The organism is Thermobaculum terrenum ATCC BAA-798 (assembly GCF_000025005.1).
Lineage (GTDB): Bacteria > Chloroflexota > Chloroflexia > Thermobaculales > Thermobaculaceae > Thermobaculum > Thermobaculum terrenum.
The window spans coordinates 2,014,578-2,026,947 of sequence record NC_013525.1 but is presented as its reverse complement, the minus strand read 5'-3'; the positions used below and the strand labels follow the sequence as shown (position 1 = coordinate 2,026,947).

General features: G+C 47.6%; 8 protein-coding genes. 2 read left to right on the top strand and 6 right to left on the bottom strand.

What is annotated here, in order from left to right; genetic code table 11:
- Positions 1 to 46: 46 nt before the first annotated feature.
- Genes TTER_RS09550 through TTER_RS09530 form a run of 5 tightly spaced genes read right to left on the bottom strand, consistent with a single transcriptional unit; the run spans position 47 to position 7,929 of the window.
- Positions 47 to 1,729 (bottom strand): ATP-binding protein, encoded by a 1,683-nt coding sequence (locus TTER_RS09550; protein WP_012875814.1) that lies wholly within the window; start codon positions 1,727 to 1,729, stop codon positions 47 to 49.
- A gap of 1 nt (position 1,730) precedes the next feature.
- On the bottom strand, positions 1,731 to 2,336 hold the full coding sequence (locus tag TTER_RS09545; RefSeq protein ID WP_012875813.1) for a DUF8166 family protein: 606 nt from the start codon (positions 2,334 to 2,336) through the stop codon (positions 1,731 to 1,733).
- Between the two features lie 3 nt (positions 2,337 to 2,339).
- The gene (locus tag TTER_RS09540; RefSeq protein ID WP_012875812.1) at positions 2,340 to 3,530 is read right to left on the bottom strand and encodes a DNA double-strand break repair nuclease NurA; all 1,191 of its coding nucleotides are present in this window, start codon (positions 3,528 to 3,530) and stop codon (positions 2,340 to 2,342) included.
- 21 nt (positions 3,531 to 3,551) lie between these two features.
- A complete protein-coding gene (locus TTER_RS09535) occupies positions 3,552 to 6,617 on the bottom strand; it encodes an AAA family ATPase (protein WP_012875811.1) in 3,066 nt (1,021 codons plus the stop codon).
- A gap of 4 nt (positions 6,618 to 6,621) precedes the next feature.
- Positions 6,622 to 7,929, bottom strand: coding sequence for a metallophosphoesterase family protein (locus TTER_RS09530; RefSeq protein WP_012875810.1), 1,308 nt, complete (start codon positions 7,927 to 7,929; stop codon positions 6,622 to 6,624).
- A 346-nt stretch (positions 7,930 to 8,275) separates the two neighbouring features.
- On the opposite strand from TTER_RS09530, the gene TTER_RS09525 reads away from it, so the two are divergent.
- Both TTER_RS09525 and TTER_RS09520 read left to right on the top strand, forming a co-directional pair.
- Positions 8,276 to 9,670 (top strand): magnesium chelatase ATPase subunit I, encoded by a 1,395-nt coding sequence (locus TTER_RS09525; RefSeq protein WP_012875809.1) that lies wholly within the window; start codon positions 8,276 to 8,278, stop codon positions 9,668 to 9,670.
- Between the two features lie 34 nt (positions 9,671 to 9,704).
- Positions 9,705 to 11,747, top strand: a complete 2,043-nt coding sequence (locus TTER_RS09520; RefSeq protein WP_012875808.1) for a vWA domain-containing protein — start codon at positions 9,705 to 9,707, stop codon at positions 11,745 to 11,747.
- Here the strand turns inward: TTER_RS09520 and TTER_RS09515 are convergent.
- Entirely contained in the window at positions 11,737 to 12,342 is a 606-nt protein-coding gene (locus TTER_RS09515; protein WP_012875807.1) for a uracil-DNA glycosylase, read from the bottom strand. The two genes, TTER_RS09520 and TTER_RS09515, sit on opposite strands and share 11 nt — an antisense overlap.
- Positions 12,343 to 12,370 lie beyond the last annotated feature (28 nt).

The following is a 12,370-nucleotide window of genomic DNA, read 5'->3' as shown; positions in this document are numbered from 1 at the left end:
TCACAAAGTCTTTATTCTTTGTTAGCAGCTACAGATGCTTATAAATTTAGAACAGGCTGTTCCTACCCTTCTTGCCATTGGGAACGAACACCGACTCCTCTGCTCGTCTTAGCCCTATAGAATCAGGCTCGTACCATCTGTTCCACTCGTCAGGAGCATCTATGCTCTGGCCACCGTGGGATGTATATCTAGTGCGTACTCGGCATAGCACAGGAGCGTTCAACGAGTTGCCCGTAACTATCACCTGCCCTTTACTCAGCGAGGGTAGCTCTCGCAGTATCTCTCGGCTGGCGCTCTCGACCGAGGAGGCAATACTGTTCTGATCTATCGGGTTTACCACTTTCATGATGAACTGTGTCATGCACTGGGAGAGTACGTCACTGTCAAGTTTACCTGGCCTCTGGCTAATAAGTCCTACACCCACCCCGAATTTTCTGCCTTCTGCCAGTATCTGCTTGAGTATACCTGTACTAACTGCATCACCGCTTGCAGGTGCGTAGTGGTGGGCCTCCTCTATCAGGATGAATACTGGATATGGGATATAGTCCTCATCCAGCGGCTTATTTTCCCTTCGCATAGTGCGCTGTCTGGATCTGTAGATCCTACGTAGTAATGTAGATACTATTACCTGCTGCTGCTTCTCATCAATGTTGTTTAGCTGGATTATGGTGCATTGTCCTGGTTTGAGAATCTCCTTGAGATCTAGATGTTCTGATTTGGTGAAATTACTTTGTCCAAATATGTGATCTATTCTCCAACATAGAGCCTCTGCCGTGCTGGAGTAGTCGGAGGAGCCTGACTGGGAGCTCTCTAGATCTTCTGCCACCTGCCTGATAGCGACCTGGAGCTCATCTTTCCCCCAGTTGGAATTATCCCTGTCATTCACGAGGCGTTTGTGAGCCTCTCTCAGGATATGCTCCATTCTGTCGGATGTGTTTGGCAAGAGGTATCGGAAATCTGAAAACTCAAGCGACGATAGTTTGACTTTTATGTGCTTGGGAGGGAAGATACGGGTTCTAGGTCTGTAGTCAGTTGTGCTATTTTTCTCCCTAAGCTGCTCTACGTTGGGCAGCTCTGTTAAGGTCTCATACTCGGCATGTGGATCTATGATCAATACGCAGCCTTTATTTGCAGGGCTCATCAGCTCCTCAACGATCACACCGGCTAGATAGCTTTTGCCTGCCCCTGTGCTAGCTATGATAGCCATGTGGGTGCTCGTGAACTCCTTAACATCAAGGACTATGGGTACGGCATCGCTAGTCCTGCTAAGGAGCGAACCTATGTGGGCGCTGCCTCTCTCTCCCATCTTCTTTTTACTAAGTGTATTTCTAAGGAGCTCATCCTCTGCTAGATAGATAGGCTTACCGCAGCTTGGAGGTATCCTTGGGTTAACGAATGCCCCAAACTGTTCATCGTAGTATCCCAGTACTGCTACCCCTATCTCAAAGAGCTCGCTGTTCTGATCCTTGTAGCCTATAGTCCTGGCTATGTCTGCAGGCTTGATGAGAGGATCGGAAAGGAACGCATCCGGGAATAGCTTGACTGGCTCTCTGGATACGACCTGTCCTATGATCTTGTGAGGGTATCCATCTATATCCATGTAGTAGTAAACGAACTCGCCGTTTTTCAGCTGTTGGCTATGATCTGGGCTTATGAAGGTATATTCGTGCGGGCTTTCTCCCGGACCTTTGGCTATGCCTACAGGTAATACTTCCTGCTTTGTTATCATCCTACCTCTCCCCTGCTGCCATCCTAATCTGCGACTGCCATGCAAGATTAGCTCTGAGCGCGTTCAGTATGGGTCCTGCATCTGGAATTACATCTGCCAAGTCATCGAGTACAGACATAAGTAGGGCTTGTGCCAGTGGGGACCTCATAGAGAGCATCAAGATGTAGTAGCCTATATCAAAGCCATCCTCTCCTCTATGAAAGGCTGCTATTTCCTCGTTTTCCATCCGGCTGACAAGAGCGCCTATCTCAGGGTGGACGTAACAAAACCCAACGGCGGTCTTTTTGCCACCAGATACTTGTCCTAGCACTAGTACCCTCACCAACACTGCAGTTTCATTGAGATAGTCCGGTGAGAATACCTCGAGCTGCTCCGGAGTGGATAATCTTGGCCCAAAGACTCCGTAATCTGGGTTGTGTAGCTGCGTATCGCTAATAACCCCGACTGCATAGGTGTCGGGAAGAGAGCCGACCGGCACTTTGACCCAAGCCCCGAATCTGTAGTCTTCCGGCGTCGGAGGATTTGCAACCTCGCCTTTACCATAAACCTGGCAGATATACTCTATTTGAGATGCGCTACTTATTATCTTGCCTATGGTCTTACCCATCTATCATTGCCTTCTTCTCATCTTGCTCTGGATCTTGCTAGCTATCCTCAGTTTGATGTTATTTTTATCAGCGAAAGATTCAAAGATCTGGTAGAACCTGATCCTATCTTCGCTGCTGAGCACTGCAAGTGCATCAGCGGTTTCTATGACATAGGGATAGCCGTTCCCGACTATAGTCTCTGCTCTTACTATCTGAGCTACTTCTTCTGTCATACCTTCCTCTACTACCCATCTCGGAATCTCTACCCTTGATGGTACGTTCTGCTCGGATGTCTTGAGGTAGAAAAAGCAGATTTGATCTCCCCAGTAGGTATCAGTGCTCTTATCTCTATAATCTGTCAAGATTCCGTGCCGATTGCAAATCCAGACGGGAGTTCTGTCTCCCCATCGCATCCTGTTATACAGGATCATAGCATCGCTCAAAGTGTGTGGCTTGTGTTTTATCTTCTCGATCTGAGCTAGCAACGTCATAAGATCTCTAGCTCGGCTTTCAGATACGTATCCTACTACTGGTATCTTGGTTCTGTATGAAGTTTCCAATAGATGTAAGATAAGCTTTAGGTATATTTCCCTCTGTGCTTGATCCAGCCTCTCAGTAAAGGAGAGGATAAGCGAGCCATCAAGGAAGGCTATTGGTGTGGGTTGCATACCCTCTACTTTTTCCATCCAGTCACAAAGTACTTCGATCTCCAGCTGAAACCTCCGCTGACTGACTGTTTGATCAGAGAAAACGGAGACACCATTGCGATCTATGAATATGTCTTCTGGGGGCAGAATATCTATCTTGATGTCTTTAACATAATTCTTGGATGGGTTATGAGGGTTCTCAAACCATCCGACCTGCACCGCAGCTACAGGGATGGAAATATCGGGTACAGGCTGAATCTGACTCCCATCGACTGAGAACGTTGTTCTGTCGAATAGTATTTGCGATGCGTATGCCCTGGCCTCTTCGTGGTTGTGGAATTCCTGATCGAAGCGATAAATAAGACTTCTGTTCTCCTTCCACTCTCTGGAGGGCAAGGCCCCTGCTGGTAATTCCACCAAGTCTAGGATCTCGCTGTATGTGAGTGTCTCAAGCTTATCAAATGCGTTGCTATAGACGGACATCTCATCGCGAATGCCGACATCGTAGTCTCTGAATTGTTGAATCTTCTCTTCGAGCGCTTTAGCTATCTTGGTGGAATGAAGCATGGTAACTCCTCAGGGCTTGGCCTACGAATAGGTCACCTGGCTGATTCCATGTCGCTTGCTTACGATGATGGCTCTGTCCATCTTCTGCTCAAAGGTGTCATCATGAGAGATAACAAAGAGCTGTTCAAAGCCTTTGAGGCTTACCACCTGATCTGCGAGGTTCATCCTGCGGGTGGTGTCCATGTTCTGGGTGGGTTCATCCAGAAATGCAATATTAATCTCTGAGAGCCTCTTGAGAAGCGCAAGTCTGACGGCTAGTGCCGCGCTCATCTGCTCTCCACCAGACATCTGCTGGAAGGTCAACCTCTCCGAGCCCCTCTCCAATCTGATCTCATAGTCGTCTGTCCACTCCAGCCTCTGAGAGTGATCTCCCATAATCTCGCAGAATATATTGCGAGCTTCAAGCGATATGCCGTATATCAGAGACTTAGCTATGGGTTCCTGTGCAGATTTGATAGTATTTCGAATATGCTGTAGTATCTGCTTTATCTTTTCGAACTTCTGTATATCTTGTTGAGCTCTATCGTACTCTCTGCTCTTCTCCTGATAATCAGACAGTTCCTGTTCAAGGTTAGAAATCTGTTTGAGGTTGTTAGCCTTTTGAGTCCTAAGGCTTGATATATCGGCATTGAGCTTTTCTATCTTCAACTCCGCGTCCTCGAGATCCTGTCTGTTCCAGGTCTTTGTAGCCTTCTCAAGCTGGGCATTGATTTCTTCAAGCTGCTTTACTGTGCCATCTATCTCGCTTTGCAGCTTGCTAACCTGAGCATCTTTCTCTTCAAGCTGCATAGCAAGCTGCTCGTTTGATATGTACTGCTTGTGCTCTGGTTCATACTTGTGGATGATCGCTTGAAGCTCCTTGTCGCTTTGCTCTAAGTGCCTCATATCATCGATCTGCGAATTAAGTTGTTCTATAACTTTCTCCAGGTTTTGCAGATCTCTTTTCAGGCTTTCCAGTGATGCACGAGTTTCAGGTAAATGTTCGACCAATAATTTGGCCTTTGTTAGCTTCTCTTCAAAAGTGTCTTTGTCTTGAAGCCGCTTTTCCAGTTTGTCAACGAGCTGTTTCTTAGAAGACAGATCTTTGATCTGCTCTGTGATCTGCTTTTGTTCTTCCCTCAGCTCTTCTATTTGTCTTGTGAGATTAGAAATCTTCTCCTCTATAACAGGTAGTTTGTGGAATTCTTTATCCGCCTGCTCTGCAGCTTCGACCTCGGACTTAATGTGCTCGAAGCTGCTCTGGAGGCTAGGTATCTGTTCCACCTGATTGATTAGCTCCCTTAGATCCTTCTCCAGAGTCGCTTTCTCTTGCTGCCTGATTTGCAGGTTATACAGCTTAGGATCATAGGCGGCTTTAGCTTTCTCAGCCTCAAATAGCTTGGCTTGCGCTGCTTCCGCGTGCTGAATCGATTGCTCCGTGCTTTGCAGATCCTGGATTATGGTTTCAAGCTCAGATTTAGCCTCTTGAATTTGCTGTGAGAGCAAGTCGCAGCTTCTTTCTCCCTGCTGTATATGCAGGCAGTCATCCCTGTTGAGTGGGCAGTAGGGTACATCTAACTCTAGCCTCTGCTCAAGCTTGGATATCTTTATCTCCATCTCTTTCTGGCGCTCTTGCAGCAGGTTTTTACGGTTACGTAGTTGGAGCAGGTTTGCTGACTCCTTTTGCAGCAATTCTATGGAGGAGATTTCTGATTCCAACTTGGTGATTTCTGCACTAAGAGTGACGATTTCCTTTTCTATACTGGAGTATTTCTTTCTGAGGTCATTTAGCTTCTCTTTGGCTCCTTCAGCTGCTGATAGCTGGCTCTGAACGCTATCATACTCTTTTCTCAGCGCCGGAAGCTTCTCGGCTAGCGGGCGCTTTTGCTCGATGACTTGAATAGTCTGTTTACAACTCTTGAGTTCTGCATCTAAAGAGGAAAGCTTTTGAGTAATATCTGCATGTCTTGTCTCTAGCGCCCTAAGCTGGCTTACCTCAATGGTGAGTTGCTGATGCTCTTTTTGAATCTTCCTAAGCTCATCTACCTTTGACTGTAGACGCGGCAATATTTCCTGAGCGCTGAGAGCATTGTTTAGCTCTGCTTGCTTTTCCTTTATCTCAGCATTGAGATGATTTCTGTCGGATTGACGAAGTTGTAGGTTTTGGCAAAGTTGTCGGTAGGTTTCGAGCTGCGGCTCGAGCTCTCTTCTCTCCTGCACGGCTCTCTCGTATGCCAAGTGCCCTTCGCGTGTTCTCAACAGGATATCCCGCGCCTGTTTGCTTCGCTCCAAATCTTGCCGGGCTTTGGCTAGATGATCCCGCAAGCTATTAATGCGCTCCTCGTGTCGTCTATGTTCGCCTTCAAGAGCTTCGATTTGTTTTTGTTTTTGTTCCAGTTGCCGCTTGATCTCGCGTACAGATGCCAGATCATTCTCGCATGCTCTTAGCTCATCATCTATTCTGTTATTTTCGTTTGCAAGTCCATGTATCTTTTCCTCGAGCTCAGGGATCCTGTCTCTGAAGACCTTGAGGGTTTCCTGCCGATTCCCCAGGGCTAGCAGCTGATCTTGGATGTATCTATCGGTCTCCCTGAGGTTATCGAAAGCAGTCTTGTATTCTTCCAGATGAAGCATGGCATTAAAAGTATCTTTGCGCTTGCTTGAGGTCATAAGGAACGGTGCGTATAACGCCCCTTGGGGAACACCCACTGCGTTCTCGAATATCTCCCCTAGATCCATCTCATCTTGTAGTCCCATAACCTTCTTGAGCCATTCCTTGACGTCAGCACTGCCTTCTGCTACGCGATAACCAGTTTCCAGATCTAATACGTACCATGGAGGAGACTTCTTGATTTGTCTTATTACCTGGTACTCTCTGCCATCGGGAGGTACAAACGTGACGGAGACAGTGCCATATTTAGCACCTTCCCGTAGGAATTCATCTTGGCTATAGGGTAGGAAGTCAAACAGTGCCCACCCGATAGCCTCAAGGATAGTAGTCTTGCCAGCGCCATTCTCGCCGTGTATGGAGTTTGTGCCGGGCTCAAACTCAATGGTGGTGTTGTCGTAGCTTTTTATGTTTGTTAGGTGCAGCTTAAGTATCTTCATGGCTCTAGATCATTGCTTCTTGATTGTCTATATTGTCTTGTCGGGAAGAATCCTCCCTCAGAGCTTCTTCTATGATAGTTATTATCTCCTCGGGAGGGGCATTGAGTAATGCCCGATCTTTAATCTTCTGTATGCTCTCGACCCATGTACGTCTTTTGTCCTTGAAAGCAGGGTAATCTTGAATAAGGGACTCAAAAACCTCTAGCTCAAGAGATCTTCGATCTATCTGCCCAGTGCTATCCAAAGGCACGTCTGGAGAGTAACCGCTTGGGAGGGTGTTGTTCTTAATCTGTACTGTCAGAGGATTCACCTCTTCGTAGATCTTTTCCTGTAGATTCTTAAGTGCCAGGAGTTCTTCCGAGAACCTGAGACTGCCGCTCAGTGTAACGTGAATAATAGGTTGGGAAGGGTTCTCGCTATATTTGGGTATCCTAGAGCGAACCTTGTCGATGACAGCCTTCTCAAGATCCTCTGGGGTATCGTAGTACTTGACATCTAAGAAAATTCGGTAGAAAGGACGTCTTGTAGGCACACTGATATGCTTGACCTCGAGCACTTCTCCTTTATTTATATCCGCAGTTACCTCATAGAAGCCTCTTTCCCAATCGGCCTCTTCAACGCTGCAAGTCTCCAATGAGCCTGGATTAAAAGCCCAGTTGTCTATCTCATATCTCTTATGCACGTGCCCCATTGCCAAATATTTGCAGTGCGGCCTAATAAGGTCGAGGTGGTAGCTGGTGATTCCTCCTATAGCTCTAGGAATTTGACCTTCCAGTCCCTCATGAACCATGAATATATTGAATCGGTTACCGTCTACCTGTAACTTGCTGGTTATCTGTTCAAGTATTTTCCCTGTGCTAGTGCCATAGTACTTTATGCCGTACACCCGTACGGGGCCAAGGTCTATAAATGATCCTAGTTTTGATTCGTGATCCCATGGCTCCATAAGAACGCTACCTCCCCTATGCACGGGAGATAGCAAGTGAATCAGCTCTGCGGCTGAAGACAGGAAGTCTAGGAACGACCACCCTGAGTTGAGGAATGCTCTCTCGTGGTTACCTTCTACGCAGATTACTGGGATGTTGGCGTCTTTTAAGCTCCTTAGAGCTAAGTAAGCCTGAGATATAGTGCGTCCGTCTATGTTTCGTTTATGGAAAAGATCGCCTGCGATGAGCATGAAGTCGACTCTGGAATCTATAGCGTAATCGCAGACGTACTTGAATGCTCTTGCGAAATCATCAGCTCGTTCTGAGATACCATATTGGTGGAATCCCAAGTGTATGTCGGCTGTATGGATCCACTTTACCTTCATGTCATTTTCTTTCTATCTGCCTGTTTTCTTTCACTAACTATATCAATACTTCTGATCAGTTGCACAAGATGTGGCATTATGGTAGGAACTAATTGGACATATCTTCAGTGTTGGAGTATATTGAGACTAAACGTGTAGGCTAATTTGTAGTCTTCCCTGGAAGGGAGAAGGTGTTTGGCGAGGGGTAAATCGCTTCGCCAGTTGCAGTGCCTAGAAGTTGTAGGGCTTCCTCGGTGGTCTTGTAAGACCCCTATTATCTGGTTGTGTCGTGAGTATTCCCCATAGAGAAACGAGTTGTATGTAATCTATTTAGTTCCCTTTTTAAGGGCTGGAAAGAGAGAGGGTTATGAGACAGGCGAGAACTATAGGAGAGCTTAGATCCTCAGGCTATCAAGTAAGGTCCGTCAAGGATGAGATGAGGCAGAACTTAATACGTAAAATCCGAAGGGGGGAGGACCTTTTCCCAGGAATAGTGGGTTATGAGGACACAGTTATTCCCCAGATAGAGAATGCTATCCTGTCCGGGCAGGACATAATCTTGCTCGGAGAGAGGGGCCAAGCAAAGACTCGCATAGCGCGTTCATTGGTGAATCTGTTAGATGATTACATACCTGCAATTGCAGGCTGTGAGATCAACGACAACCCCTTTGAACCCATCTGCGCCAGCTGCAGGATGAAAGTGGAAGATATGGGGGATGATACCCCTATAGAGTGGATACCGCGTGACCGCAGGTATGGCGAGAAGCTGGCCACTCCCGATATCACCATAGCAGATCTAATAGGCGAGGTAGATCCCATCCGTGTGGCGGAAGGGAGGTACCTGTCTGACGAACTTACTATCCATTACGGATTAGTCCCTAGAACTAACAGAGGCATCTTCGCCATCAATGAGCTACCTGATCTTGCAGAGCGTATACAGGTAGGCTTGCTTAACATAATGGAGGAGAGAGACGTCCAAATCAGAGGTTACAAAATAAGGCTGCCCCTTGATCTGTTCGTCGTAGCAAGTGCTAACCCTGAGGACTATACAAACAGGGGCCGCATAGTAACCCCTCTCAAAGACAGATTTGGCTCTGAGATCCGAACTCACTACCCAGAGGAACTCGAGTACGAGATAGAGATCATGGAGCAGGAGGGGAATGTCCCCGAGATTGCGGGAGTGAACCTGCTCGTACCTCAGTTTATGAAAGAGATCATAGCTGAGGTTACTCATCAGGCGAGAAGGTCGACTGATATAAACCAGCGCTCGGGGGTGAGCGTGAGAGTATCAGTTAGCAACTATGAAACGGTTGTATCTAGCGCTCTAAAGAGAGCTATCAAGCTTGATGAGACTACAGCTGCACCTCGGATCAGTGATCTGGATGCTATGATTGCCTCTACTTGTGGCAAGATAGAGCTGGAGTCTGCGGGTGATGTAAGTGAGGAGCGCGTAGTTCGCAAGCTGATTCAGAAGTCCATCCTGACCACTTTCAACAGATACTTCCAGCTGTCTGATTTTGCTGATTCCATAGTCAAGTTCAACTCAGGAGCTGTTATAGAGACCTCAGATCTCATGCCGTCGGAGGAGTATGCTAAACAGGCTCTTGATTGGGAGGATATGAGGACAGCGGTTCAGCGGCTTGGAGTGGGCGAGCACCCAGCCGCGGTAGCCTCTGCAGTCGAGTTTATCTTAGAGGGACTGCATCTAAGCAGGAGGCTAAACAAGGACAGGATGGATGGGCACGCATTTTACAGGCGTTAGAGTAGGTAGTCCTCTTTAGGAGAGGAGATAGGCTATGAGATACAGATATTCCAGGTGGGATAACACTCAGCAGCTAGACGATCTTACAGCTGAGGAGATACTGGATGCTTTATCCGATGACTTGATCGCGGATGGTGACCTCTGGAGCGCTCTCCGCAGAATGTACAGATGGGGAGATGAAGGTAAGCTGAACAACCGTCTTGCTGGCCTACAAGATCTACTTGAGAAGCTCAGAATGCGACGCCAGCAGGAGCTTGCCAGGCATGATCTTGGATCACTACTAGAGGATATCAAGCAGCGCTTGCAAGATGTAGTTGATACAGAGCGTAGTGACATCCAATCAAGGCTTGACCAGATGAGAGCTCCTCAATCTGCTGCTCCAGACCAAGGCAGCCAACGGAATAACCAAGGGGCGGATTTTGACCAGGGAGCCCTTAAGCAGCTCTTCGAGAAGATGGCTAACAAGAGGCTGCAATTTCTGGATAATCTGCCGGAAAGTCCTGCCGAAAAGCTCAAGCAGCTTTCGGATTATGAGTTTATGAGTCCGGAGGCCCAAGCCAAGTTCAACGAGCTACAGCAGATGCTGCAACAGCAATTCGTGAATCGCCAGTTTCAGGGAATGCAGCAAGCATTACAGAATATGACCCCTGAAGACCTTCAGGCCATGAAGGAGATGGTCCGGGATCTGAACGAAATGCTGAAGCAAAAGATGCAGGGGATTGAGCCGGACTTCCAGTCCTTTAAGCAGAAGCATGGCAGGTTCTTCCCTCCAGATATAAATTCCCTGGACGAGTTGATGGAATATCTCCAGAAGCAAAGGGCCCAAATGGAGAGCCTAATGAATAGTTTGTCTCCGGAGCAGAGGGCTCAACTCCAACAAATGATAGATGATTTAGTGAAGGATGAAGACTTGAGATGGGAGTTGGCAAGCATGGCGGCGATGCTTGAGCAGCTCATGCCTAGCGATCAGTTTGCTAACTCCTACAACTTCACTGGCTCACAACCATTGGGCTTGCAAGAAGCAATGGACCTAATGGCCAGGATGCAGTCAATGGACCAGCTTGAAAGCGACCTGGAATCTGCCCAGTATACTGGTGATCCGAGCTCTGTTGATGCTGAAGCGGTCAGACAACTATTGGGCCCTGAGGCAGCAAGAGAGCTTGAGCAGCTGCAGAGCATCACGCAGATCCTAGAGGATGAAGGACTGATTCAAAGGAATGGAGATAGGTGGGAGCTGTCTCCAAAGGCTATAAGGCGTATAGGGCAAAAGGCACTAAGAGACATATTTACCAAGCTACAGAAAGGACGCTTCGGTGGACATGAGATGGATCGCCATGGCGTGGGGGGTGACAGGACCGACGAGAGTAAGCCTTATGAGTTCGGCGATCCTTTCCTTCTGGACATGAAGCAAACGATCATGAACGCAGTGGTTCGCAATGGGCCTGGCACACCTGTGAGCCTGTCACCAGAAGATTTCGAAGTTTATAGAACAGAGCAACGCACTCAAAGCTCTACTGTGTTGATGATCGACATGAGCAGGTCGATGATGCTCAGGGGCTTATTCTTCTCAGCTAAGAAGGTGGCTCTTGCTTTGGATAGCTTGATAAGAGGTCAGTTCCCCAGGGATCACCTGTACATAGTAGGCTTTGCTTACATAGCTAGAGAAATGAAGCCTCACGAGTTGCCATCTATCATGCTGAGCGAGTATGAGTATGGTACTAACCTGGAGCATGGCCTGATGCTGGCTCGCAAGCTACTCTCCAAGGAGTCGGGTAGCAAGCAAATCATTATAGTAACAGATGGTGAGCCGACGGCTCATATGGAGCATGGTAGAGTAATCTTCAACTATCCGCCGCTAAGGGAAACGTATGCTGCAACACTTGCTGAAGTCAAGCGCTGTACTAAGGAGAACATAGTAATAAATACATTTATGCTCGACAGGAGTCCGTACCTAAGCGCTTTCGTCGATCAGATGACCAAACTGAACAAGGGTAGAGCATTCTACGCTACCCCAGAGAGGTTGGGAGAGTACGTGCTGGTGGACTACGTGAACCAGAAGAGGAAGTTTATTCGGTAAGTTGTGACAGCAGCCTCTTTATGGTGTCAAGATCTTGCTCAACTTGAGAGCTAACTTGCTCGAGCAGCGGTGACTTAAGCTTGAGGATATAGGCGGTGTGATAAGTAGGTACCACGATGGAGTCATAGGGGCCGGGGAAGGTTTTCCCTCGGTCCCTAGATATCTTGAAGCCAGATCCAAGTAACGCTTTGCCTGCACTTGCTCCCAACGCAACTATGATCTTAGGCCGTATGATAGATATCTCAAGCCTCAACCAATGACTGCAAGCTTTATACTCTGATGCTATGGGAGCTCTGTTACGTCTCCTGGGGTCTTTGAGGTCTACAGAGCGATGCTTAACCACATTCGTGAGCCATACTTCTTCTCTGGTCAAACCTAGCTTGCGAAGCCACGAATCCAGTACCCTGCCAGAGGGCCCACTGAAAGGCTTGCCGGTAGATTCGTCGTACTCCGAAGGAGATTCTCCGATGATCATCAAATTAGCTTGGGAATCTCCATTCCCTGGTATAGCTGTTCTGCTATACAAGTAGAGATCACATCTTTGACAGGATTGAAGGTCTTGTGCTATTTGCTGGAGATCATAATGTTCTTGCATCTTTCAGAATTATCTCTAGTGACGACTG